Here is a 24,875-nt window from a genome sequence, read left to right on the forward strand (position 1 = left end):
GCCCGCGAACCGGGGCGTTCCGCAACGTCGGCGCGACGGCGGCATTCGGGTGCGGGACCGCCACAAGGAGAGGATGGCATGACGACCAACGTGACGATCGCGACGCTGGATGGGCAGCAAATGCCCGCTTACGAAGAGCAGCCCGATGGCGCGCCACGCGCCGCCATCGTCGTGATCCAGGAGATCTTCGGCGTGAACGTGGGCATCCGCAGCAAGTGCGACGCCCTGGCCCGGGACGGCTATCTGGCGGTCGCCCCCGATCTGTTCTGGCGGATGGAGCCGGGTATCGAACTCGATCCCGACGTGCCGGACCAGATGCAGCGCGCCTTGTCGATCATGGGGCAGTTCGACCAGGACGGCGGCATCCGCGACATCGAGGCGGCGATCCGTTACGCCCGCGCCGCGATCGATGGCGGCAAGGTGGGGGCGGTCGGCTACTGTCTGGGCGGACGGCTGGCCTATATGACCGCGGCGCGCACCGATGTGGATGCCAGCGTCGGCTATTATGCGGTCGGGGTCGATGGGTTGCTGGGCGAAAAGCATGCGATCGCGCATCCGATGTTGCTGCATATCGCCGGGGACGATGGCTTCGTCGACAAGGAGGCGCAGCGGCGGATGCACGACGGGCTCGACGATCATCCCAAGGTGACGCTGATCGATTATCCGGGCGAGGATCACGGCTTCGCGACCGAGTTCGGCAACCGCCGTTCCGACGCGGCGGCGCGGCAGGCGGACGCGCGTACTGCGGCCTTCTTCGGCGAGCATCTCGGCTAAAGCGTGATGCGATCGGCCGATCCGATGATCAGCCGATCGCCATTTCGCCCAGCGCGATCAGCCCGGTGGCGATCCATTGTGCGATAAACACCGCAAGCGCCATCGCGATCAGCATCGCTGCCACGACGGCACCATGATGTGTGGCTTGTCCAAGGGTCATGACCCATCCTCTCCATCAGAGCCGGGCCACATCTGTCCGGGTGGTCCCGGCAAGTGACTAGGATATAGCACTTTTCCGCCGGAATAGCAACGGCGTCACGTCGGGTTGCCATCCGTGTCGCGCAGCACCTCGCGGCGGCCAACGTGATCGGGGCGGCTGACGATACCGTCCTTCTCCATGCGTTCGATCAGACGTGCCGCCGAATTGTAGCCGATCCGCAACTGGCGCTGCAGCCACGAGGTCGACGCCTTCTGGCTGCCGCAGACCAACGCGATCGCGGCGCGATATTGCTGGTCCTCCGCCGAATCCTCGCCGGTCGGTGCGCCGTCCAGTGCGAAGCTCTCCTCCGGCTCCTCAGTAACCGACTGGATATAATCGGGCGTGCCCTGCGCGCGCCAATGGTCGGTCACCGCGCGCACCTCGTCATCGCTGACGAAGGGGCCGTGGACGCGGACGATGCCCTTGCCGCCGGGCATGTAGAGCATGTCGCCCTTGCCCAGCAGCTGTTCCGCGCCCTGCTCGCCCAGGATGGTGCGCGAATCGATCTTGCTGGTGACGTGGAAGCTGATCCGCGTCGGCAGATTGGCCTTGATGACGCCGGTGATGACGTCGACCGAGGGGCGCTGCGTCGCCATGATGAGGTGGATGCCCGCCGCGCGCGCCTTTTGCGCGAGGCGCTGAATCAGGAATTCCACTTCCTTGCCCGCGGTCATCATCAGGTCGGCCAGCTCGTCGACGATGACCACGATCTGCGGCAGCACGTCGTAATCGAGCTGCTCTTCCTCATAGATCGGCTGGCCGTTCTCGCCATAGCCGGTCTGGACGCGGCGCCCGAGCGGGGTGCCCTTCGCGCGTGCGGCACGCACTTTGTCGTTGAAGCTGGCGAGGCTGCGCACGCCCACCGACGACATCTGGCGATAGCGATCCTCCATCGTCTCCACCGCCCATTTCAGCGCGCGTACCGCCTTGGCCGGATCGGTGACCACGGGGGAGAGGAGGTGGGGGATGTCGTCGTACATGCTCAGCTCGAGCATCTTGGGGTCGATCATGATCATCCGGCACTGGTCCGGGGTCAGCCGGTAGAGCAGCGACAGGATCATGCCGTTCAGGCCGACCGACTTGCCCGAGCCGGTGGTGCCCGCCACCAGCAGGTGCGGCATCGGCGCGAGATCGGCGATGACGGGATCGCCCGCGATATTCTTGCCCAGGATGACGGGCAGCTGCGCGGCCTGATCCTCGAACGCCTGGCTGCCGACCAGTTCGTGGAGCGACACCATCTCGCGCCGCGCATTGGGCAGTTCGATACCGATCACGGTCCGTCCGGGGATCGTCGCGACGCGTGCGGAGATGGCGGACATGTTGCGCGCGATATCGTCGGCCAGGCTGATGACGCGCGTCGCCTTGATTCCGGGCGCGGGCTCCAGCTCGTACATCGTCACCACCGGGCCGGGGCGCACCTCGGTGATGTTGCCCTTGACGTTGAAGTCGTCGAGCACGGTTTCGAGCAGGCGCGCGTTGCGCTCCAGCGCGGCCTTGTCGATCGGGCTGGCCTGGTTGGCGGGGGAGGGGGTGAGCAGGTCGATCGACGGCAGCTGGAAGCTGTCGCGCAGGTCGAGCCGTTGCTGCGGCTTGGCGCGTGCCGCCGAGGGAGCGAGCGCGCGCTCGCCGATGACGGGGGCGGGGCGATCGTCGGGTTGCGCCACCGCGCGCGGCGCGGGCGAGCGCGCGAGCGCGACGGGAAGGTCGTCGTCCTCGTCGTCGTCGATGTAGCCGTCATCCTCGCCGTGGTCGGCCCGTGCGCGGCGCAGGCGCGGACGGGGCGCGAAGCGGGCGAAATCGATCTCCAGGCTGCGGCCCCAGACGATCGCACCGGCGATCCCCGCAATCAGCCCGAGCGCGACGATACCCCACCAGACCACCTGCGCATCGCCGACCATCGCCAGCCCGGCGCGCGCCGCGCCGACAATGCCCAGCCCGACCAGCCCGCCCCAGCCGAACGGCAGCGCGGGCACCGCGCCGGGCGCGACACACCCCAAAGCGACCGCCATCAGCGCGACGCCCAGCACGGCGAAGCGCAGCATCCGCCACCATTCGCCCGCCGGCTGGTCGCGCCACAGCCGCATCGCGACGACCGGCGCCACCGGCAGCAGCAGCGCGACCGCGGGGCCGAACAGCGTCAGCGCGACATCCGCGAACCAGGCGCCGGGCGCGCCCAGCAGATTGCCGGTCACCCCGCCCGACGCGGTGTTGAACGCCGCGTCGCCGGGGCTGTAGCTCGCGAGGCTCAGCGCCGCGGCGACGGTGCCGACCGCCAGCGCGACCGCCACCATCACCGCCCCGCTGCGCACCGCGCCCGCCTTGATCGTCTCGCGCCACAGCGGCGGCCCCGCCCGCGTCGCCATACCCCAACCCCGCAACGATGTGAGAAAAGTGCGTATATTGTCCGCGCGCGCGAGTCCGACGTCAAGATGGCGCGCGACCTGCCGCCCGTTGGCAGCGGCGCGCGCACCGCGTAGGGCAGGGGCATGACCCAGCTTACCCATGCAGACGTGCTCATCCTCGGCGGCGGGCTGGTCGGCAGCGCGTTGGCGGTGGCGCTGGACCGCCACGGCCTGTCCTCGATCGTGGTCGACCCCGCCGACCCGGCGGTGACGCTGACCGCCGGGTTCGACGGTCGCGCCAGCGCGGTCGCCAGCGCCAGCCACAAGATGCTCGACGCGATCGGCGTCGGCACGGCGCTGGCGGGGAAGGGGTGCGCGATCCGCCAGATCCGCGTCAGCGACGGGCTGGCGCCGGGCAAGCTCGACTTCATCCCGGCAGCGGAGGATGCCGCGCTCGGCACGATGTACGAGAACCGGCTGCTCCGTGCCGCGCTGTATGAGGCGGCGATGGGGGCGGAACGGGTCGACCTACGGATGCGGACGCGTGCGGTGTCGGTCGAGCGCGATGCGCAGGGCGTGCGCGCGACGCTGTCGTCGGGTGCGCAGGTCGGCGCGGACCTGCTGGTCGCGGCGGAGGGGCGGCAGTCCCCGACGCGCGAGGCGGCGGGGATCACGGTGGCGCGGTGGCAATACGATCATGCCGCGATCATCGGCGCGTTCCACCACGAACGGCCGCATGAGAACATTGCCTATGAGATTTTCTATTCCTCCGGCCCCTTCGCGCTGTTGCCGCTGCCGGACGACGACATCGGGCACCGCTCCGCGATCGTCTGGACGGTGGCGGGGGAGCATGCGGCGGGGATGCTCAAGCTGGGCGATCGCGGCTTCCTGGCGGAGGCGGAGAAGAGGATGGGGGGATTTCTGGGTGCGCTGTCGCACGCCAGCCCGCGCGCCAGCTATCCGTTGGGATTCCATCACGCCGGGCGGATCACCGACACGCGGCTGGTGCTGGTGGGCGACGCCGCGCACGGCATCCACCCGATCGCGGGGCAGGGGGTGAACCTGGGCTATCGCGACGTCGCCGCACTGGTCGAGGTGCTGGTCGAGGGGCGACGGCTGGGGCTGGACGCGGGCGATGCGCAATTGCTGGCCCGCTACCAGAACTGGCGCAGCCTCGACACGTTCATGGTCGCGGCGGCGACCGATACGTTGACGCGGCTGTTCGGGATCCCCGGCAAGGCGGCGAGCGCGGTGCGGCGGTTCGGGATCTCCGCGGTGGATCGGCTACCTCCACTCAAGGATCGCTTCATGGCGGAGGCGCGTGGGGAGAGCGGGCAGCTGCCGAAGCTGCTGATGGGGGTGATGGTCTGAGCCCCCAGTAAGCCCCTCCCCTTCAGGGGAGGGGCTTTTTACGCTGCCAGCGGGAAGCGCAGCAACCGGTCATCCAGCGCCACCAGCGCCTCGCCCGTACCGCCCATGGCGCGGACGATTTCCGGATGGGTGACGTCAAGACCCCCCGTCAGCGCGCCGAACGCCGGAAAGATCAGCTTCGTCGCGGTCGCCACGAAGCAGCGGCGCGCGACCAGCTTGCCGCGTACCCGTACACGCAGCTTGGGGTGGAAATGCCCCGACAGCTCCGGGCACGCCTCGCCGCGCTCCGCCTCGTGGCGCAGGATCAGCCCGTCGACCGCGGCTTCGTCCGCCACCGCACCGCCGCAGCGATCGACATAGGCGCGATCGTGGTTGCCCGTGATCCACGTCCAGCGCGTCGCCCCGGTCAGCGTGGTCAGCAGCGCGCGCGCCTGCGCCGGCAGGCGGTCGCAGCCGGCGACGTCATGGAAGCTGTCGCCCAGACACCAGACCTCTTCCGCCCCCGTCGCCGCGACCAGCGCCGACAGCTCCGTCAGCGTCGCGATCGAATCATAGGGCGGCAGCATCTGCCCGCCGCGCGCGAACCAGCTCGCTTTTTCGAGGTGAAGGTCCGCCACCAGCAGCGCGCGCCGCGCGGGCCAGAACAAGGCCCCCTGCGGCAGCGCACGGAATTCGTGGCCGGCGAACGACAGCATGGCGAACGGAACGGGAACCATCACCGTCGCCATGCCGCATTCGATTCGTCAGATCAATGGCCCCGGTCAATGGCTTGCCGCGGTCTGCTGCCCTCCGTCGACGCGCCCGCTCCGCTCCAGCTTGCCCCAGCCGACGATCCGCCCCCGCACCGCCGCGGCGATCGCGCGCAGCACCACGCCGTACATGATCTGGCGATAGACCAGCCGCTGCGCCACCAGCAGCAGCGCGGGATAGCGGATCCGGTGCCCGTCGAGGCGATAGGCCATCGCGCCGCACGCCACGTCGATCGCGGTGAAGGCGAGCCAGTAGAGCCCCATGGTCGATACGTCGCCCGCGGTCTGCGCCCAGCCGTGCTGCATCACGCGGACGAAGGTGCCGACGATCGACAGCAGCAATGCGAGGTCGATCAGCGGCGAGATCGCGGCGAACACGATCTGGAACAGCCACGCCTGCGGCATCCCCACCAGCGCCAGCCCCGACGGCTTGCGCCGGCGCAGCACGCCGCGGTGCTTCCACAGGCATTGCAGCGTGCCGAACGCCCAGCGGAAGCGCTGCTTGGCGAGCGCGCGGAACGTCTCGGGCGCCTCGGTCCAGGCGATCGCGGCGGGATCGTAGGTGACGCGCCACCCGGCGCGCTGGATCGCGATCGTCAGATCCTGATCCTCCGCCAGCGTATCCTCGGGGTAGCCGCCGACCGAATCGAGCGCGGCGCGGCGCCACGCCCCGACCGCGCCGGGCACCACCGTCATCGCGTCGAACCCCGCGAGCGCCCGGCGCTCCAGATTCTGCGCGGTGATATATTCGACCGCCTGCCAGCGCGTGACCAGGTTGATGCGGTTGCCGACGCGCGCATCGCCCGCCACCGCGCCGATCCGCGGATCGACGAACCAGCGCGCGAGGCGGCGGATCGTCGCCGGCTCGAACTGGGTGTCGGCGTCGAGCGCGATCACCACCTCGCCCGTCGCTTCCGTCAGCGCGCGGTTGAGCGCCGCCGCCTTGCCGCCGTTGACCAGCGTCAGCAGCATCACGCGCGGATCGTCGCCGAACGCCTCGCGCACCAGCGCGCTGGTCGCGTCCCTCGACCCGTCGTCGGCGACGATCACCTGCAACCCGGGATAGTCGCTCGACAGCACGCGCTGGATCGAGGCGACGATCACGCGCTCCTCGTTATACGCCGGGATCACCACGGAGACGGTGGGGGTGAACACCGGCGGCGCGACGCGGCGGCGGCGCGCCTGCAACCACGCCAGCCCGGTCATCATCACCGCGCGCGCGATGCCGAGCGAGATGGCGATATAGAACAGCCAGGCGATCAGCGTCGTCAGCGCGGCGAGCGCGATGAACACCGCGACGTCGGTCCGCACCGCCCACAGGTCGCGCCCCGTCACCGGCGGCATCGCCTGCGCCGGGGTCAGCCCGACCAGCTGCGACACGGGGACGAAGGTGTAACCCTCCGCGCGCAGCGTCGCGATGATCCGCGGCAGCGCGGCGACCGTCTGCGCGCGGTCGCCGCCGCCGTCGTGGAGCAGGATGACGTTGCCCGAATTGGTCGGGGTGGCGCCATGGACCTGATCCACCACCTGGCTGACGATCGCGTCGGTGCCGGGGCGCTGCCAGTCGTTGGGATCGACGTGCAGCCCGACGACGGTATAGCCCGCGCGCTGCGCGGCGAGCGCCGGCCCCAGTTCGTCCGCGGTGGTCGGCTCCGCGTCGCCGAAATAGGGCGCGCGGAACAGCGTCAGCATGCGCCCGGTATAGGCCTGCACCAGCCGCTGCGTCGCGTTCATCTCCAGCGCGGTGCCGTTCGGCCCCAGCGTCGCCATGTTGGGATGGGTGTAGCTGTGGTTGCCCAGCTCGCTGCCATCCTTGACGATGCGGTTGAGGAGCTGCGGGTGCGCCAGCGCATTCTCGCCGATGACGAAGAAGGTGGCGGGGACATGCGCCGCCTCCAGCACGTCGAGGATGCGCGGCGTCCAGGTGGCGTCGGGGCCGTCGTCGAAGGTCAGTGCCAGCAGCTTCGGATTCGCTGCCCCGGTGCGGTGGACGACATAGGGCGTGGGCAGCGCGGCATAGCGTTCGTCGCGGACGATGTTCTGCGCATCGACGCGCAGCAGGCGCTGCCCCGTGGTCGGCGTGGCGGTGATGCGCAGGATCTCGCCCGACCCCTCGACATCGGTGTTGAGCGACGAATCGATCCGGCGCAGGTCGGGCAGCCGGTGCGCGCGGAACGCGGCCAGATCGTTCCAGAAGCCCGGATCCTCGCTGCCTAGCCGCCACATCGCGACATCGCGCAGCCCCATGCTGTCGAGCGCGCGCAGCTGGTTCCAGCTGGTTGCGGCATCCATCATCCAGATGTCGTGATGCTGGCCGTTCTCGTCATAGGCGAAGGCGGCATTGCCGCTGGCCTTGTCGAAGGCGATGGCGGCGCTGCTGTCGTGCGCGGCGAGCCACGCTTCCTCGATCGACAGCGCGTCGGTGTTGTCGCCGTGCCAGTCATAGGCATAGCTGCCCAGCGCCACGATCAGCTTGCTGGCGCCGATCTGGCGGCGGGCATCCTCCACCTGCTGGACGAACCAGCTTTGCGCCGCGATCGGCCCGGCCTGTCCGCCCTCCCAATGCTGGTCATAGGCCATGAAGATCACGCGATCGGACACCTGCGCCAGCGCGGCGAGCGGCCAGCTTTCGTCCTCGGCCGGCGCGGTTACCGCCAGCTGGCTGCCCGCGGGCAGCGCGGCGTGCAGCGTGCGCAGGAAGGCGAGATAATCGCGGATCGACGATGCCGGCAGCGCCTCGAAATCCATCACCACGCCGCCCTGGTGACGTTGCGCCACCATCGTCGCCAGCTGGTGCGCGAACAGGTCGCGCTTCGCCGGGTTCGCCAGCAGCGCGGCGGCACCGGCGCCGTCCCAATCGCCCTCGGCCCGGTCGTTGTCGAAATTCTGCACCATCGGCAGTACCTTGGGCGGGTGCGGCATGGCGGCGATCATGCGGTCGAACTTGGGATCCCGTTCCACCGTCACCTTGTGCTGCGGCCCCGCCACCGCGATCGTGGCGGGCACCACCCAGTCGAGCGTGGCGACATGCCGGCGCAGCGAGGCGATGCTGGCGTCGTCCCCGGGCAGGTAGAAGCCGACGTCCAGCTCCGCGCTGTTGGTCGCCTTGGTCGTGCGATGCGGCAGCCAGCGCGCCAGCCCGCGCGGCGCATCCTGTCCATGCGCCGTGGCGGCGTGCGCCTGCGGCAGCGGCAGCGCCAGGTCGCGCGCCGGGCGCACCGCCATCAGCGTGGTGGCGAAGGCGACCGCGGCGAGCAGGACGATCCCCATCAACGCCGCCAGCACGCGGCGCGACCGGCGGCTGCGCCGGCCGGTGGGATCGAAGAAGATGGGGTCGGCCATGGTCGGTTCCAGAAAGTCGGGATCGAGGATGGTGCGCTGATACGCGCGCGTTCATGGTGCCCGGCTGGGCAGCGGCTTACCGTTTCGTCATGCGCCCAATACGCCCGAGCGATACCAGCGGCGCAAGATGGGCACGCGCGTCAGCTCGCATCCGCATCGCCGGCAGCGCGCGTGCTGGATACCGCATGCGTCGGTGACGACGCGCGCGCCGGGCATATGGCGGCCGGCGTCACAGGGTTCGTGGAGCGGAGCGGGGGCGGGCGACATGCGCGGGCTTGTGCGCGCGCACGGCTGGCGACGCGCTGTCGGGAACATGAGCGATCGGTCATCTTGCGCCCACCTGTCGAACAGGCGCGCGCGGCTATCAGCGTGGCATGGAGCCATCGCGCCTCTCCGCCGATTCCCTGGCCGCGTTCGCCGATCGCCGCGCCGGTCGTGCGCTGCGCCAGTTACGCCATGCATTGATCGTGTTCCTCGCGGTGGCGCTGGTGGGCGCACTGGTGTCGATGCGGGTGATGCGCGCGTCGCGCCTGCCCGACGCCGACGTGCTCGGCGCGACGGTCGCCGCGCCGGCCGGCGGGACGCCCGCCGCGTTGACCGTCACCTCGCTGCGCGCCGGGGGCGTCGCCGAACGCGCGGGCGTGCAGGTGGGCGACGTCATGGAGGCGATCGACGGCCACGGCGCGACCTCGCTTGCCCCGATCGAGCAAGCGGTGGCATCAGGCGACACCGTCGACCTGCGCGTCCGGCGCGGCGAACAGGCGGTGCATGTCATGCTGTGGCGCGGGACGATGCAACAAGGGGAGACGAAGCGTGTCGGCGAAGATCCTGCTGGTTGAGGACGATGACACCACCGCCGATTTCGTCGCGAAGGGTCTGACCGAGGAAGGCTATCTGGTCGATCGTGCCGCCAACGGGCGCGACGGCCTGTTCCAAGCCACCGACGGCAGCTACGATTGCATCATCCTCGACCGGATGCTGCCCGGGATGGACGGGATGGCGGTGCTGGCCGCGCTGCGCGCCTCGCAGATCGAGACGCCGGTGATCATCCTGTCCGCGCTGGGATCGCCCGAGGACCGGGTGAAGGGGCTGACCGGCGGGTCCGACGATTATCTGGTGAAGCCGTTCGCCTTCGCGGAGCTGCTGGCGCGAATCCGGCTGCTGATCCGCCGCGGCACCAGCGCGCCCGCGGTGCAGACGGTGCTGGCCTGCGGCGACCTGTCGATGGACCTGCTGGCGCGCCGCGTGACCCGCGCGGGCCGGACGATCGAGTTGCAGCCGCGCGAGTTCCGCCTGCTGGAATATATGCTGCGCCATGCCGAACAGGTGGTGACGCGCACCATGCTGCTGGAAGGCGTGTGGGACTATCACTTCGACCCCGGCACCAACGTCATCGACGTCCATCTCAGCCGGCTGCGCAAGAAGGTGGACGAAGGCTTCGCCGCGCCGCTGCTGCATACGGTGCGCGGCGCGGGCTATCGGCTGGGGGTGGAGCCCTGATCCGGCGCCGGGGGGCGGGGCGCCCGGGGCGGGGGCGCACGCCGTTCCTGCGCTCCACCACCTTCCGCTTCGCCGCTCTGGTCTTCCTGCTTCAGATCGCGGCGGCGGGCACCTTGCTGTTCGCGGTGCGCACGATGGTGCGGGGGCAGGTCTATGCCGGCGCGGCCGCCAGCGCGGAGGTGCTGCGGCAGGATTTGCTGACCGTGCGGCAGGACAGCGGCGACGCCGCGCTGGCCGATGCGGTGGCGCGGCGCGTGACGCGCAACCTGACCCCCGGCACCGTCCTGCTGCTGGCGGATGCGGCGGGCCGTCCGGTGGCGGGCAACCTGTCGGCCTGGCCGCCCAATGTCGCGCTCGATGGCCATGCCGGCGCGGTCGATCTCTACCGCGTCGGGCGTCCCCTGCCGGAGGCGATGTGGGTGCGTGCCACCGCGCTGCCCGGTGGTCGCCGCCTGCTGACCGGCAGCGTGGTGGAGGGTGAGCGGCGCGCGGTGCAGGTGCTGGAGGCGGCGATGCTGTTCGCGCTGTCGCTGGCGGTCGCCTTCGCCGCGCTGGCGTCGTGGCTGGCGGCGCGGATGATCGTGCTGCGGCTGGAAACGACGGTGGCGACGCTGGGCGCGGTGCGCGACGGCGACCTCTCGCGCCGCGTCCCCGCCGATGCGACCGGGGATGCCTTCGCCGACCTGGCGGCGTCGGTCAACGCGATGCTCGACCGCGTCGAGGCGCTGGTGGTCGAACTGAAGATCGCCACCGACGGCTTGGCGCACGACCTGAAATCCCCGCTGACCCGGCTGCGCGCGGCACTGGAGCGCGCCGCGGTCGCGGTGACCGAGCCGGCGGCGCAGGATGCGGTCGACCGCGCGCTGGCGGAGGGCGAGCGGCTGCTGGCGCTGGTGGAAACCGCGCTGCGCATCACCCGCGCGGAGGCGGGAATCGGCACCGAGAGCTTCACGCCCGTCGATCTGGGCGTCGAGCTGGAGGAGATCGCCGAAATCTACGGCCCCGTGGCGGAGGATGTCGGCCGCGCGATCCGCGTCGTGGCGGTGGCGGGCGCGGTGTTGCCGGTGCATCGCGAATTGCTGGGGCAGGCGCTGGGCAATCTGGTCGACAATGCGCTGAAATATGGCGCGGGGACGATCACGCTGGCGCTGACCGCCGCCGGCGGCGTGGTCACCGTGTCGGTGGCCGATCAGGGCGCGGGCATCGCGCCGCAGGATCGCGAGGCGGCGCTGCGGCGCTTCGGCCGGCTCGACAGCGCGCGCAGCGGGACGGGTGCGGGGCTGGGGCTGTCGCTGGTCGCGGCCGTGGCGCGGCTACACGGTGGCGGCGTGCGGCTGGGCGATGCCGCGCCGGGGCTGGTGGTGGCGATCGACCTGCCGGTGTGACGCCGTTCAGGGCCGCTCGCCGAACGCGCGGCGCTGCGCCACCGTGGCGCGATCCCACCAGCTGCGCGCCAGCAACGCCGCCACCCGCTCCCCGGCCTCGCTGCCGAAGCGGACCAGGACCGCGGGCCAGCCGCGATAATGGTCGGTTTCCCAGAAGGTGGCGGGATCGCTGTCGATCAGCCGCTCCTTCTCCTCGATGGGCAGATGGAGGACGAAGCTGCCGCCATCGGGCGCGGTCAGCGCGGCGATCGTCTTGCCGCGCATCTTGACCGCCGGCTTGCCATAAGCGGTGCCGCGCTCCGCGCCCGGCAGCGCGAGCACGGTCGCGACCACCGCGTCCCAGTCGGTCATCGGCCGCGATCAGCCGGCATAGGCCTTCACCAGATCGAACAGATAATTCCGCGCCGCATAGAGCGACGACACGCGGATCCGCTCGTTCAGACCGTGGATGCCGTTGAAGTCGGGGTCCAGGAACGTGCCCGGCGCGCCATAGACCGGAATGCCGATCGCCTCCAGGAAGATGCCGTCGGTGGCCCCCGTCGACATCGACGGCAGCATCGGCACGCCCGGAAAGTGCTTCTTCGCCACCGCTTCCATCGGGCCGATGATCTTCGGGTCCAGCGTCGGCGGCACCGCGACCGGGCGGATCGGCTGGTTGGCGGTGACGGTCACCTTCGGCCCGGCCAGCTCCTTCAGCTTCGCGAGCGTGGTGTCGACCGTCTCGCCGGGGAAGATGCGGCAATTGACGTTGGCGGTCGCGCGCTGCGGCAGCGCATTCTCGGCATGGCCCGCCTCCAGCAGCGTCGCGACGCAGGTGGTGCGCAGCGTCGAATGCAGCACCTTGTCGCGGCTGACGATCGCGTCGGCCGCCTTGTCCTCCGGATTGGCGAGCAGGCGCGTGATCGCACCGCCCAGCTCGCCGCCGCGCATCGTCGCATTGGCGGCGAAGAAGGCGCGGGTGGTGTCGGTGAACTTCACCGGGAATTCGTATCCCTGCACCGCCTTGATCGCGTCGGTCAGCTCGTAGATCGCATTCTCGGGCGTCGGTGCGGAGCTGTGCCCGCCCGGATTGGTCGCCAGCAGCGTGAAGTTCTGCGCCGCCTTCTCACCCACCTGCACGCTCAGCAGCTGGCGCTTGCCCTTGGCGTCGAGCAGCCCGCCGCCGCCCTCGTTCAGCGCGAATTCGGCGGCGATCAGATCGGGCTTGTTCTGCGCCAGCCATTGCGCGCCGTTGAACGCCCAGGTGGTCTCCTCGCCGCAGGTCAGCGCCAGCTTGATCGTGCGCTTCGGGCGATAGTTCTGCTGCTTGAAGCGGACGAAGGCATCGGCCCAGATCGCCGACATCGCCTTGTCGTCGACGGTGCCGCGCGCGTAATAATAGCCGTTCTCCTCCACCAGCGTGAACGGATCGCGCTGCCAGTCGGCGCGCTTGGCCTCGACCACGTCGAGATGGCCGAGCAGCAGCATCGGCTTCACGCTCGCATCGCTGCCCTTCAGCACCGCGACCACGCCGCCATCCTGCGGATGGTCGGGCACCGAGAAATAGGTGATGTCGGCATCGGCATAGCCCGCTGCCTTCAGCCGCGCGCCGACCTGCGCCGCGGCCTTGGTGCAGCTGCCGACGTTGGCGACGGTATTGGTTTCGACCATCTCCTTGTAGAGGTCGAAGAACGCCTTTTCATCGGCGCGCGCCTGAGCCCCGGCCGTCATCGGCACCACGGCCGCCATGGCCGCGGCGATCATCCCCAGTGTGCGCATGCGCTCTCCCTTGCCTTCTCTCGCGCGAGAACGTCGCAGCGAAAGTCGCGCGGCGCAACTGGTTAGGAGGGAATGGCGCGGATCACGTCGCGCGGCATCACCAGCCGCAGCTCGCGGTTCGCGAAGTCGATGCGGACGCGGCGGAACAGCCGCAGCGCATCCATCCCCAGCAGGATCGCAGGCTTGTCGTGCAGCCCGAAGGCGCGGAACGGCGCCGCATCGGCAAAGGCGACGGTCAGCGAACGGATCGTCGCGCTGCCCAGCGTCATCTCGCGCAGCACCGCATAATCGCCGACCAGCTGCTGCCCCAGCACGCTGGTGAAGACCGCGGGCTCGCTCTTGCGCTGCTTGCCCAGCAACCGGCGCAGCGCGGGATTGCCCAGGCTGACCGCGGTGCCGGTGTCCAGCACCACCCGCACCCGCCGCCCGGCGACGGTGGCATTGGTCACCACCAGCTGCCCGAACACGTCGCGTGCCTGGATGACGATCTCGTCCGGCCCGGCGGGGCGCGAGCGGCGGCGCTCGGTCGGGACGACGGTCATGCGCTCCGCATCGAAATCGATCGCCAGCGCATGGCCCTGCAGCGTGTCGATCCCCAGCATCCCCGGCGCGCCCAGGTTCGCCGCCTCCAGCGCGGGCGCCTCGATCTTCAGGCCGCCCAGCGTGCTGACCGACAGCGAGGGGACGATCACCGTATCGACCTCGCTGATCCCCGCCATTGCGGTCAGCCGCACGCGCCGCCCCGCGGGCAGCCCCAGCCGCCGCGCCAGCTGGCGCGAGATGACGCTGCGCTGCGCGCCGGTGTCGATGACGAAATCATAGGGGCCGGCGCCGGCGATCTGGACGGGAACGGTCATCCGCGTGTCGGCGGTGAGGAAGGACAGATCCTCGCCAGCCGGTTCGGCGGCCGCAGGCGCGGGGGCATCCTGTGCTGTCGCCGGGACAGCCGCCGCCATCAGCGCCAGCGCGATCCACCTCTCCATAGTACGGATATACGCCCGATCCGGCCGCTCCACCAGCGACGAATCAGTCGACCTGCATCGCCTCCGCCGCCAGCGCCTCCGCCTCGATCAGCAGCGCATCGTCGGCGCTGCCGGTCGCCACCTTCTCGCGCCCGATCAGCGTCAGGACGGGGACCGCCAGCGGGGTGACGCGCGGCAGGTCGACATGCACCATCGTGTCCGCGGCGCGATCGAGCAGGTCGGCGAGCCGCCCCACATCGGTCATCCGCGCGCGCGCATCCGCCCATGCCGCCTCCAGCAGGACATGCCCCGGCTCGTACTTGCGCAGCACGTCGTAGATCAGGTCGGTGGAGAAGGTGACCTGCTTGCCGGTCTTGCGCTTGCCGGGGTGCTGGCGCTCGACCAGCCCGCCGATCACCGCCACCTCGCGGAACGCGCGCTTCAGCAGATGCGAGCGTTCGACCCAGTCGACGAACTCATGCTCCAGGATATCGGCGGAGAACAAGGCGGCGGGATCCTCCACCCGCTCCAGCCCGTAGCAGGCGATGGCATAATCGTTGGCGACGAAGCCGAGCGGCTTCAGCCCCATCGTCTCCATCCGCTTCGTCACCAGCATGCCGAGCGACTGGTGCGCGTTCCACCCCTCGAAACTGTAGGCGACCATGTAATGCCGCCCCTCGCGCGGGAACGTCTCCACCAGCAACTGGTTGGGGGCGGGCAGGGTGGAGCGGCGCTGCTGGATCTCCAGCCATTCGCGCACGTCGTCGGGGAAGCGGTGCCACTCCTGCGGCTCGAACAGGAAATGGCGGACGCGATTGGCCAGGTTGGTCGACAGCGGCATCCGGCTGCCGCCATAGGTGGGGATGCGCGCCGGGCGCGTAGTGGCGCGCACCACCAGATCCTCGGTATCGATCTTCTCCACCTCCAGGCTCAGCCCGGCGAAGAAGAAGGTATCGCCATGGCTCAGCGTCGCGGCGAAACCTTCCTCCACCTTGCCCAGCGCGCGGCCGTTGCGGAAGCGGACGGTCAGCATCGTCGCCTCAACGATGATCCCGGCGTTGAGGCGGTGTTGGGCCACGAACTTCGGGTGGCTGACGCGCCACATGCCGTCGGCATCCTGCGTCAGCCGTTTGAAGCGATCGTAGGCGCGCAGCGAATAGCCGCCGTCGCGGATGAAGCCGAGGACGCGGTCGAACAGATCGTCCGTCAGCGCCGAATAGGGCAGCGCGGAGCGGATTTCGTCAAGCATCTCGCGCTGATCGAACGGCGCGGCGCAGGCGCAGGCCATGACATGCTGCGCCAGCACGTCGAGCGCGCCCATGCGGAACACGTCGGCGTCCAGCTCGCCCGCCTCCACCGCATCGAGCGCGGCGCGCGCCTCCAGATATTCGAAGCGATTGCCCGGCACGAGGATCGCCTCGCTCGCCATGTCGAGCCGGTGATTGGAGCGGCCGATGCGCTGGAGCAGCCGCGACGAACCCTTGGGCGCACCCATCTGGATCACGCAATCGACGTCGCCCCAGTCCACGCCCAGGTCGAGGCTGGCGGTCGCGACCAGCGCGCGCAGCCGCCCCGCCGCCATCGCGCCCTCCACCTTGCGGCGCGCTTCCTTCTCCAGGCTGCCGTGGTGGATGCCGATCGGCAGCTGCATCGCATTCGCCTTCCACAGGTCCTGGAAGATCAGCTCGGCGAGGCTGCGGGTGTTGCAGAAGACGATCGAGGTGCGGTGCGTCTCGATCTCCGCCATCACCTGTTCGGCGGCATAGCGGCCCGAGTGACCGGCCCAGGGCACGCGCCCCTGCGGCAGCAGGATGGCGATGTTCGGGTCGACCCCCGTATCCCCCTCCACCAGCGCGACGCGGTCGATATCGCCATCGGGTGCCAGCCACGCGCGATAGCCGTCCGGATCGGCGACGGTGGCGGACAGCGCGACCCGGCGCAGTGCGGGGGCGATCCGCTGCAACCGCGCCATGCACAGCGCCAGCAGGTCGCCGCGCTTACCGGTGGCGAAGGCATGGACCTCGTCCACCACGATCGTGCGCAGGCCGGCGAACATGGTCGCGGCGTCGGGGTAGCTGAGCAGCAGCGACAGCGATTCGGGCGTGGTGAGCAGGATGTGCGGCGGCCTGGCGCGCTGGCGCGCCTTGCGGTCCGATGGCGTATCGCCGGTACGCGTCTCGACGCGGATGGGGACCTGCATCTCGTCGATCGGGGTGACGAGGTTGCGCTGGATATCGACCGCCAGCGCCTTCAGTGGGGAAACGTAGAGCGTGTGCAGCCCGTCGCTCGGCGCCTCGATCAGTTCGGCCAGCGTCGGCAGGAACCCCGCCAGCGTCTTGCCCGCACCGGTGGCGGCGATCAGCAGCGCATGGCGCCCCGCGCGCGCCTCGTCCAGCATCGCCAGCTGATGCCGCCGCGGCTGCCATCCGCGGCGTGCGAACCAGTCGGTGAGGGCGGGGGGCAGCGCGGACAAGCCGCCTATCTAGGAAGCCACATCATCTGCGGCCAGAGTAGATGGGGTTCACGCGGAGGCGCGGAGGCGCAGAGAGGGGTGGTGCGAGAGGCAGCGGCGCAGCCGATCAAAGAGGGCTGCTTGTCTCCCGATCGCTCCGTTCCGCGTCTCTGCGCCTCCGCGTGAACCCCATCACGGCGTATGCGCGCGGTCCTCGGCGGAGGTTTCGCGATACAGGTCATGCGTCGCCTGCTCCGTGCGCGCTTCCTCTCCGCGGCTGCGGCGGTTGCGCAGGATCGCGTAAAGCAGCGCCAGTGCCAGGATGATCGGTCCGGCGATCACCACGAAGCTCCACAGGCCATCTCCGACCATCGTCTCTCTCCTGTTTTCAAGGACATATAACGATTCGTCGGCGCCATCCGATCCCCCGCCGGAACGCGTCGGGACGATCGCGGGTTGTGGCGCGATGGCGACGCTGGGCGATTGGCTGGAACCGCATCCGACCGGCATCTACGTTCGCCCCGCCGATGCCTGGGTCGATCCCAGCGTACCGCAGGCGCGCGCGCTGGTGACGCACGGCCACGCCGATCACGCGCGCGGCGGACATGGCGCGGTATGGGCGACGCCGGAGACGCTGGCGATTATGGACGCGCGCTACGGTACGCAGGCGGGCCATCCGGTCGCCTATGGCGCAACGATCGCGATGGGCGACGTATCGATCGGCTTCGTCCCGGCCGGCCATGTGCTGGGCTCGGCGCAGATCGTGCTGGATCACCGCGGCGAGCGCATCGTCGTCTCGGGCGACTACAAGCGCCGCGCCGATCCCACCTGCGCCCCGTTCGAGCCGGTGGCCTGCGACGTCTTCATCACCGAGGCGACCTTCGGGTTGCCGGTGTTCCGCCATCCGGATACCGGCGACGAGATCGACAAGCTGATCGCGCGACTCCACGCCAACCCCACGCGCTGCGTGCTGGTGGGCGCCTATGCGCTGGGCAAGGCGCAGCGCGTCATCGCGGAGCTGCGCGCGCGGGGCCATCATGCGCCGATCTACATCCATGGCGCGCTCCAGCGGTTGTGCGATCTCTACGAGGAACTGGGCGTGCGGCTGGGCGAGTTGATCCCCGCGACCGGCGTGGCCAAGGCCGACATGGCGGGGCATGTCGTGATGTGCCCGCCCTCCGCACTCAACGACCGCTGGTCGCGCCGGCTGCCCGAGCCGATCACCGCGATGGCCTCGGGCTGGATGCGGGTGCGCCAGCGCGCGCGGCAGAAGAACGTGGAACTGCCGCTGATTCTGTCCGACCATGCCGACTGGGACGAACTGACCGACACGCTGACCGAGATTTCTCCGCGCGAGGTGTGGGTGACGCACGGGCGCGAGGAGGCGCTGGTCCATTGGTGCATGACGCGCCAGATCCGCGCCCGCGCGCTGGCGCTGGCGGGGTTCGAGGACGAGGACGACTAGCCGCTACGCCGCGGCGGGCATCTCCCCCGTCAGCACCCAATGCTCCGCCTCGTCATAATCGAGGAACAGCTGCGCATTGCCGCCGGCGCGTCCGCCCAGCGCGCGGCTCAGCTGCATCCGCGCCAGCGACGATCCGATGACGAGGCCCAGCCGCTTCGACTGATAGGTGGGTTGCGCCAGCATCGCGGCGAAATGCCCGACGATCTCCTGCGACTGGATGTGCATCCCGCGCAGGTCCGACAGCGACAGATGCTCGTTCGGGCCGCAGCGCAATTCGCGGAATGCGGCCGCGCGCGCGGCGAGATAGCGTGTGAACACGTCGTCGTCGAAGAAGCCCGTGATCGTCGTGACGATCAGGTTGCGCGTCGCATCGACCCGGAAGTGGAAGGTGCCCTCCATCCCGTTACGATGCCGCAACAGGATGAACATGACATTGACGGCGGCGCCCGCAGTGCCCGATGAGCCGGCTATGTCGATGATCGAAAGGGAACAAATGATGCGTTCGGGCCTCGCCGCCGGCCTGCTGCTGGCCACGTCCTCGCTCGCGGTGGCGCAGGACAAGTCGCCCAGGCCATCGAAGACCAATGCCGAGGCACAGCGCGACGCGGTCGAGGCCGGCTATGCCAATGCCCCGATCGAGGAGCGCGAGGAACGGTCGAAGGGTAGCGTGACGGTCGCGGGCAAGCGCCTGCCGTACACCGCCACCGCCGGCACGCTGACGCTGCGCGATCTGGAGGGGAAGCCGACCGCGTCGATGTTCTACACCGCCTATACGCTGGACGGGACGAAGCCGGGGACCAAACGCCCCGTCACCTTCTTCTACAATGGCGGGCCGGGCAGCCCCAGCTTCTGGCTCCACATGGGATCGTTCGCGCCGGTGCGGCTCCAGACCGGCAATCCGGAGTTCATCCGCCCGGCGCCCTATGACGTCGCGCCCAATCCGTACACGCTGCTCGACAAGACCGACATGGTCTTCCTCGACGCGATCGGCGCGGGCTATTCGCGTCCGCTCGGCGACATGAAGCCGTCCGCTTTCTATGGCGTGGACGAGGATGCCGACGCCTTCGCCAAGGCGATCCTGCGCTACGCGACCAAGTTCGGGCGGTGGAACAGCCCGAAGTTCCTGTTCGGCGAAAGCTATGGCACGCTGCGCTCCGGCGCGCTGGCGTATCAGTTGCAGGATCGCGGCATGGCGCTCAACGGCGTCGTGCTGTTCAGCTCGATCATGAACTACGGCTATCGCCAGCCGGGGCTGGACCAGGTCTATATCAATTATCTGCCCAGCTATGCGGCGACCGCCTGGTACCACAACCGGCTGCCCAACCGCCCCGCCGATGTCGCCACCGCGGTGCAGCAGGCGCGCGAGTTCGCGACCGGCGCGTACATGTCCGCGCTGGCGAAGGGGCAGGACATTTCCGCGGCCGAGCGCGATCAGGTGGCGCAGCGGATGAGCGAGCTGACCGGGCTGTCGGCCGATTTCATCAAGCGCGCCAATCTGCGTGTCGACCTCGCCCGCTTCCAGAAGGAGCTGCTGCGCGACCAGCGCCGCGTCGTCGGGCGGTTCGATTCGCGCTACATGGGCACCGATGCGGATGCCGCGGGCGAGCGGCCGGAGACCGACGTGTCGTCCGACGCGATCAGCGGGGCGTTCATCGGCAGCTTCCAGGATTATCTGACCCACCGGCTCGGCTATGCGACCGAGATGCCGTACCGGCTGTCGGCGCGCGATGCGCCGGGCTGGACGTGGAATTGGAAGCATGACGCCCCCAACCGCGGCGGCCAGCAGAACAATCCCAACACCGCGATCGACCTCGCCGCCGCGATGCGCGCCAATCCGTATCTCCAGGTGTTGTCGATGAACGGCTGGTATGACATGGCGACGCCGTTCTTCGGCACCGAAAACGATCTGGGGCACATGATGCTGGAGCCGTCGCAGCGCCCCAACCTGCGCTTCGCTTATTACCCCGGCGGGCACATGATCTATCTCAACCCGGAGGCGCTGGTGACGATGAAGCGCGACCTGTCCGACTGGTACGACCGCGCGGTGGCGGTGGCCCGCTCGGGCACCCCGCCGGTGACGCCCAGCGTCGCGGCGAGCGAGGGGCCGGTGAGCGGGCCGAATTGATCACCTTCACGTTACCCCGGACTTGATCCGGGGTCCCGCTTCTTCTGCGACGTGGGTGAGTAAGCGCGACCCCGGGTCAAGCCCGGGGTGACGATGGGTTCAGCCCGCCAGTGCCCGCGCGCGGCGGCGCTGGACGGAGCTGCCGATCCCCATCGCCTCGCGATATTTCGCCACCGTGCGCCGCGCGATGCCGAAGCCCTTGGCGTTGAGCATCTCCACCAGCGTGTCGTCGGACAGGATCGCCGCGCCTTCGCCCGCGATCAGCGCACGGATCGCGCTCTTCACCGCCTCCGCCGACACCGCATCGCCGCCGTCCGCCGCCTGGATCGCGGAGGTGAAGAAATATTTCAGCTCGAACAGTCCGCGCGCGCAGCTGAGATATTTGTTGCTCGTCACCCGGCTGACCGTCGATTCGTGCATCTCGATCGCATCCGCGACCTGGCGCAGCGTCAGCGGGCGCAGGTGCGCGACGCCGTGGAGGAAGAACGCCTCCTGCTGCTTCACGATCTCGGTCGCGACGCGGATGATCGTGCGCTGGCGCTGGTCGAGCGCCTTCACCAGCCAATTGGCGCTCGCCAGTTTCTCCGCCAGCCACGCCTTGCCCGCCTTGTCCTGCGGACCCGACGACAATTCGTGGTAATAGCTCTTGTTGACCAGCACGCGCGGCAGCGTCGCGGCGTTCAGTTCGATCGCCCAGCCCCCCCCGGAACCGACGCGCGCGCGCGTCACGGTCAGGTCGGGGATCACCGGCGGCGGCGCTTCCCCGCCATAGCGGCAGCCGGGCTTGGGATCGTAGCCGCGCAATTCGCGGATCATGTCCGCCATATCCTCGTCGTCGCAGCGGCAGATGCGCTTGAGCCGCGGCAGGTCGCCGCGCGCGAGCAGGTCGAGGTGATCGAGCAGCGCCGCGACGCACGGATCGTAGCGGTCCGCCTCGCGCGCCTGGATCGCGAGGCATTCGGCGAGCGAGCGCGCGCCGACCCCCGTCGGCTCGAACCGCTGGATCCCTGCCAGCACCGCCTCGACCCGCGCCAGCGGCACGCCCAGCCGCTGCGCGATGTCGAGCAGGTCGGCGCGCAGATAGCCGGCCTCGTCGATCTGGTCGATCAGCGCGCGCGCGACGAACAGATCGGCGTCGTCGAACGTCGCCCCGGCCTGCGCCAGCAGCACATCGGCCAGGCTCTCGCCGGTGTCGGCAAAGGCGTCGAGATCGGGTGCCTCGCCCGACGACAGCGAGGCGGTGTTGCCGCTCGACGGCCCGGCATGGTCGCCCGGGCCGTCGTCGAACCGCTCCGCGGCGATATCGACGTCCAGCGCCTCGCCCGTCGCCTCGCCCGCCATCACCAGCTCGTCCGCCCCCGCGGGCTCGTCGCGCGCGGGCGCTTCCGCCGCCGGCGCGGCATTGCCCTCGTCCGGCGCGGCGGTGGCGTCGAGCAGCGGGTTGCGCTCGATCTCCTCCGCAATGACGCCCTCGATCTCCAGATTGGACAGCGCCAGCAGCTTGATCGCCTGCTGCAGCTGCGGCGTCATCACCAGCGACTGTGACTGGCGCAGGTCGAGGCGCGGAGCGAGACTCATCGGTGAAAATCGCGGATCGTCATGGCCGCTACAGCGTAAAGCCCTCGCCCAGGTAAAGCCGGCGCACATTTTCGTCCGCCACCAGCTCTTCCGGGCTGCCGGTGAACAGCACCTTGCCGTCGTAGATGATATACGCCCGGTCGACGATATCCAGGGTTTCCCGCACGTTATGGTCGGTGATGAGCACGCCGATGCCGCGCTCCTTCAACTGGCATACCAGGTCGCGGATGTCGGCGATGGAAATCGGGTCGATGCCCGCGAACGGCTCGTCGAGCAGCATGATCGACGGGTCCGCCGCCAGCGCGCGCGCGATCTCCGCGCGGCGCCGCTCGCCCCCCGACAGCGCCATCGCCGGCGCGTCGCGCAGCCGGGTCAGCCCGAAATCGTCGAGCAACGTCTCCAGCTTCTGCGCGCGCACCGCGGGATCCTTCTCCGCCAGTTCGAGCACGGTCAGGATGTTCTTCTCGATCGTCAGGCCACGGAAGATCGACGTCTCCTGCGGCAGGTAACCCAGCCCCAGGATCGCGCGCCGGTACATCGGCAGCCCGGTGATATCCGCGCCGTCCAGCATGATGCGCCCCGAATCGGGCTTCACCAGCCCCATCACGGAATAGAAGCACGTCGTCTTGCCCGCGCCGTTCGGCCCCAGCAGGCCGATGACCTCGCCTGGCCCCACCGAGACGGATACGTCGGTCAGCACCACGCGCTTGTCATAGCTCTTGGCGATCGACACCACCGACAGCCCGCTCGACACCGGCGCTTCGTGGATCGGCTCGACGCGATCGAGCGGGGTGGTCATCGTGTCCATCAACGTCACGCCTCGCAGAACAGGGTTATCGAATGGTGAACGATGCCCGGTTGGCAGGATTCATGCATGGCCGCCGCGGCGGAGGCAAGCTCAGTTGGCGCGACGGGGAACGGAGAAGGTGCCCGTGACGCGGCCACCCGGCGCCTGGGTCACCGTGCCGCCGCTGCCGCTGCCGGCCCCGCCCGCGACGGAGGAGCCGTCGATCACCGCGCGCCCGGTGTCGAGGTTGATCGTCAGCCGCCCGCCGTTGACGGTATTGGCGCCCTGGTCCAGCTTCACCGCGCCCAGCATCGTGATGACACGGCGGTTGAGGTCGTAGATCGCGAACTGGCTGCGCGCGGTCTGGTCCGGGCGGCGCACCGTCACCCCGCCCGACGCGTCGAGCCGCGACACCTGCGGGTTCCCGTTCAGCACCTGTCCGGTATAGCTCACCGTCATCCGCGCGGCGTTCAGCGTCATCTCCGCCTGCTTCACCGCGACATTGCCCGCCAGCACCGCGCGATTGGCGCGATCCTGCAACTCGATATGGTCCGCGCCGAAATCGATCGGGGCGTTGGTATCGTGCCGCGTCTGCGCGTCCGCGCCGGGCGCGACGAACAGGGCAGCGGCGGCGAGGAGGGGGAGGGCGGCGGTTCGCATCGCGGCTATTTCGTTGCTCGCGGATCGAACCGCAAGCGGGCATTGCCATCCAGCGTGACGGTGCGCGATTCCAGGTCCGCGCGCATCCGGTTGCCGCTGAACCGGCCCTGCCGCACGGTGCCCGCGACCGCGCCGGTCGATTGCAGCTGGCGCGACTTCAGGTCGACGACCGCGTCATGGGTGTCGAGCGTATAGCCGTTGGGGCCGTCGACGCGAATCGGCCCGTCCACCTTCACCTGCTCGCTGTCCATGTCGTACCGGCCCGACGGCGCGGTGACCGCGGCGGGGCCGTCAGACAGCCGGATCTGCGCCGCCAGGTCCTGGATCCGCACGATCGGCTCGGCGGAGCTGCGCTGCACCGCGGAGCCGGCGGTGAGCGAGAAGGGCTGCCCCTTGCCGTCGGTCCCGCGATAGCGCGCCTGTTGCAGCTTCAGGCGCTCTTTCGCCACCTCGACGCGGTTCTTGTCGAGGATGAACGAGCTGTCGCCCGCCATCGTCAGCGGCGCCATCACCAGGAAAGCGGCGAGCACCCCGATCGACACCGGCAGCACCCAGTTGGCGGTGGCGATGATGCGGTCGTGCCGGCTGCCCGGCAGCGCCCAGCGCTGCCGGTCGGAGACGGCACGGACCGCCAGATCAGACATGCGCGAAGATGTCCGTCTCCGGCCAGCCGGCGAGGTCCAGCTCGGCGCGCGCGGGCAGGAAGTCGAAACACGCCTGCGCCAGCGCGGTGCGCCCCTCGCGCGCCAGCCGGCGGTCGAGTTCGTCCTTCAACCGGTGGAGGAAGCGCACGTCCGACGCCGCATAGTCGCGCTGCGCCTCCGACAGCTCCGGCCCACCCCAGTCGGACGATTGCTGCTGCTTCGAGATGTCCTGCCCCAGCAGTTCGCGCACCAGCTCCTTCAGGCCGTGGCGATCGGTATAGGTGCGCACCAGCCGCGACGCGATCTTGGTGCAGTAGACCGGCGCCGCGACGATGCCGAGGTAATGGCGCAGCGCCGCGATATCGAAACGGCCGAAATGATACAGCTTCAGCCGCGCCGGATCGGTCAGTACCGCGCGCAGGTTGGGGGCGGCATAGTCGCTGCCCGGCGAGAAGCGCACCAGATGCTCGTCGCCCAGCCCATCGGACAGCTGGACCACGCACAGCCGGTCGCGCGGGGTGATGAGGCCCATCGTCTCGGTATCCACCGCGATCGCGGCGCCGGGGGCGAACACGTCGCCGGGCAGGTCTTCCTCATGGAAATGAACGGTCATGACCGCGCCTTAGCGCCCCCCGGCGGATCGCTCAACGCTCGCGTTGCGGCGATGGACCGTGGCCGGCGCGCGACGATTGCGGCCATATCAAGGTCGAGGACATGAAAAGATGCGCAAAACGATTCGCGATGGGGGATCGGATAGGCTATGCAGTGTATCGAGGCGCAAC

The 24,875-nt window shown here is 69.6% G+C and carries 21 protein-coding genes; 7 read left to right on the forward strand and 14 right to left on the reverse strand.

The window, feature by feature from the left end; genetic code table 11:
- The first annotated feature begins 78 nt into the window (after positions 1 to 78).
- Positions 79 to 774: a dienelactone hydrolase family protein gene (locus PGN14_RS02350; protein ID WP_335297796.1), complete on the forward strand. Its 696-nt coding sequence runs from the start codon at positions 79 to 81 to the stop codon at positions 772 to 774.
- A gap of 255 nt (positions 775 to 1,029) precedes the next feature.
- Here the strand turns inward: PGN14_RS02350 and PGN14_RS02355 are convergent, their stop codons facing one another.
- Complete coding sequence (locus PGN14_RS02355) at positions 1,030 to 3,336, reverse strand: FtsK/SpoIIIE family DNA translocase (RefSeq protein WP_335297797.1); 2,307 nt, start codon at positions 3,334 to 3,336, stop codon at positions 1,030 to 1,032.
- A 123-nt stretch (positions 3,337 to 3,459) separates the two neighbouring features.
- On the opposite strand from PGN14_RS02355, the gene PGN14_RS02360 reads away from it, so the two are divergent.
- Positions 3,460 to 4,686, forward strand: a complete 1,227-nt coding sequence (locus PGN14_RS02360) for a UbiH/UbiF/VisC/COQ6 family ubiquinone biosynthesis hydroxylase (protein WP_335297798.1) — start codon at positions 3,460 to 3,462, stop codon at positions 4,684 to 4,686.
- A 38-nt stretch (positions 4,687 to 4,724) separates the two neighbouring features.
- Here the strand turns inward: PGN14_RS02360 and pdeM are convergent, their stop codons facing one another.
- Both pdeM and PGN14_RS02370 read right to left on the reverse strand, forming a co-directional pair.
- On the reverse strand, positions 4,725 to 5,414 hold the full coding sequence (gene pdeM, locus PGN14_RS02365; protein WP_443019433.1) for a ligase-associated DNA damage response endonuclease PdeM: 690 nt from the start codon (positions 5,412 to 5,414) through the stop codon (positions 4,725 to 4,727).
- Positions 5,415 to 5,447: 33 nt separating this feature from the next.
- Positions 5,448 to 8,777 (reverse strand): glycosyltransferase, encoded by a 3,330-nt coding sequence (locus PGN14_RS02370; protein WP_335297799.1) that lies wholly within the window; start codon positions 8,775 to 8,777, stop codon positions 5,448 to 5,450.
- A gap of 374 nt (positions 8,778 to 9,151) precedes the next feature.
- Here PGN14_RS02370 and PGN14_RS02375 point away from each other — a divergent pair, with 374 nt between their 5' ends.
- The 3 genes from PGN14_RS02375 to PGN14_RS02385 all read left to right on the forward strand — a co-directional run bounded on the left by PGN14_RS02375 (position 9,152) and on the right by PGN14_RS02385 (position 11,662).
- Complete coding sequence (locus tag PGN14_RS02375) at positions 9,152 to 9,616, forward strand: PDZ domain-containing protein (protein ID WP_335297800.1); 465 nt, start codon at positions 9,152 to 9,154, stop codon at positions 9,614 to 9,616.
- The gene (locus PGN14_RS02380) at positions 9,591 to 10,277 is read left to right on the forward strand and encodes a response regulator transcription factor (protein WP_335297801.1); all 687 of its coding nucleotides are present in this window, start codon (positions 9,591 to 9,593) and stop codon (positions 10,275 to 10,277) included. Before PGN14_RS02375 ends, PGN14_RS02380 begins: the two co-directional genes overlap by 26 nt.
- Positions 10,278 to 10,390: 113 nt before the next feature.
- Positions 10,391 to 11,662 carry a sensor histidine kinase gene (locus PGN14_RS02385; RefSeq protein WP_335297802.1) on the forward strand — a complete coding sequence of 424 codons (1,272 nt, stop codon included), beginning with the start codon at positions 10,391 to 10,393 and terminating at the stop codon, positions 11,660 to 11,662.
- Positions 11,663 to 11,668: 6 nt separating this feature from the next.
- Here PGN14_RS02385 and PGN14_RS02390 read toward each other — a convergent pair whose 3' ends face one another.
- From PGN14_RS02390 to PGN14_RS02410, 5 genes are all read right to left on the reverse strand, one after another.
- Positions 11,669 to 12,013 (reverse strand): MmcQ/YjbR family DNA-binding protein, encoded by a 345-nt coding sequence (locus tag PGN14_RS02390; protein WP_335297803.1) that lies wholly within the window; start codon positions 12,011 to 12,013, stop codon positions 11,669 to 11,671.
- 9 nt (positions 12,014 to 12,022) lie between these two features.
- On the reverse strand, positions 12,023 to 13,420 hold the full coding sequence (locus PGN14_RS02395; protein ID WP_335297804.1) for a M20/M25/M40 family metallo-hydrolase: 1,398 nt from the start codon (positions 13,418 to 13,420) through the stop codon (positions 12,023 to 12,025).
- A 62-nt stretch (positions 13,421 to 13,482) separates the two neighbouring features.
- Entirely contained in the window at positions 13,483 to 14,403 is a 921-nt protein-coding gene (locus PGN14_RS02400; protein ID WP_335297805.1) for a retroviral-like aspartic protease family protein, read from the reverse strand.
- 43 nt (positions 14,404 to 14,446) lie between these two features.
- Positions 14,447 to 16,855, reverse strand: coding sequence for a ligase-associated DNA damage response DEXH box helicase (locus PGN14_RS02405; protein WP_335297806.1), 2,409 nt, complete (start codon positions 16,853 to 16,855; stop codon positions 14,447 to 14,449).
- A 171-nt stretch (positions 16,856 to 17,026) separates the two neighbouring features.
- The gene (locus PGN14_RS02410; protein ID WP_335297807.1) at positions 17,027 to 17,206 is read right to left on the reverse strand and encodes a hypothetical protein; all 180 of its coding nucleotides are present in this window, start codon (positions 17,204 to 17,206) and stop codon (positions 17,027 to 17,029) included.
- 94 nt (positions 17,207 to 17,300) lie between these two features.
- On the opposite strand from PGN14_RS02410, the gene PGN14_RS02415 reads away from it, so the two are divergent.
- Complete coding sequence (locus PGN14_RS02415) at positions 17,301 to 18,299, forward strand: ligase-associated DNA damage response exonuclease (protein ID WP_335297808.1); 999 nt, start codon at positions 17,301 to 17,303, stop codon at positions 18,297 to 18,299.
- Between the two features lie 3 nt (positions 18,300 to 18,302).
- Here PGN14_RS02415 and PGN14_RS02420 read toward each other — a convergent pair whose 3' ends face one another.
- Positions 18,303 to 18,728 (reverse strand): hypothetical protein, encoded by a 426-nt coding sequence (locus tag PGN14_RS02420; RefSeq protein WP_335297809.1) that lies wholly within the window; start codon positions 18,726 to 18,728, stop codon positions 18,303 to 18,305.
- Positions 18,729 to 18,792: 64 nt separating this feature from the next.
- Between PGN14_RS02420 and PGN14_RS02425 the strand changes: the two genes are divergently transcribed.
- A complete protein-coding gene (locus PGN14_RS02425) occupies positions 18,793 to 20,424 on the forward strand; it encodes a S10 family peptidase (protein WP_335297810.1) in 1,632 nt (543 codons plus the stop codon).
- Between the two features lie 99 nt (positions 20,425 to 20,523).
- On the opposite strand, the gene rpoN is transcribed toward PGN14_RS02425, so the two are convergent.
- From rpoN to PGN14_RS02450, 5 genes are all read right to left on the reverse strand, one after another.
- On the reverse strand, positions 20,524 to 22,002 hold the full coding sequence (gene rpoN, locus PGN14_RS02430) for an RNA polymerase factor sigma-54 (RefSeq protein WP_335297811.1): 1,479 nt from the start codon (positions 22,000 to 22,002) through the stop codon (positions 20,524 to 20,526).
- A 28-nt stretch (positions 22,003 to 22,030) separates the two neighbouring features.
- Positions 22,031 to 22,801 carry an LPS export ABC transporter ATP-binding protein gene (gene lptB / locus PGN14_RS02435; protein ID WP_335298037.1) on the reverse strand — a complete coding sequence of 257 codons (771 nt, stop codon included), beginning with the start codon at positions 22,799 to 22,801 and terminating at the stop codon, positions 22,031 to 22,033.
- A gap of 99 nt (positions 22,802 to 22,900) precedes the next feature.
- Positions 22,901 to 23,449, reverse strand: coding sequence for an LptA/OstA family protein (locus PGN14_RS02440; protein WP_335297812.1), 549 nt, complete (start codon positions 23,447 to 23,449; stop codon positions 22,901 to 22,903).
- 5 nt (positions 23,450 to 23,454) lie between these two features.
- Positions 23,455 to 24,093, reverse strand: coding sequence for an LPS export ABC transporter periplasmic protein LptC (gene lptC / locus PGN14_RS02445; protein WP_335297813.1), 639 nt, complete (start codon positions 24,091 to 24,093; stop codon positions 23,455 to 23,457).
- The gene (locus tag PGN14_RS02450) at positions 24,086 to 24,706 is read right to left on the reverse strand and encodes a ribonuclease D (RefSeq protein ID WP_335297814.1); all 621 of its coding nucleotides are present in this window, start codon (positions 24,704 to 24,706) and stop codon (positions 24,086 to 24,088) included. The genes lptC and PGN14_RS02450 overlap by 8 nt, the downstream gene beginning before the upstream one ends.
- Positions 24,707 to 24,875 lie beyond the last annotated feature (169 nt).

Origin of the sequence: Sphingomonas adhaesiva, from assembly GCF_036946305.1 — a bacterium.
Taxonomy (GTDB): Bacteria; Pseudomonadota; Alphaproteobacteria; order Sphingomonadales; family Sphingomonadaceae; genus Sphingomonas; species Sphingomonas adhaesiva_B.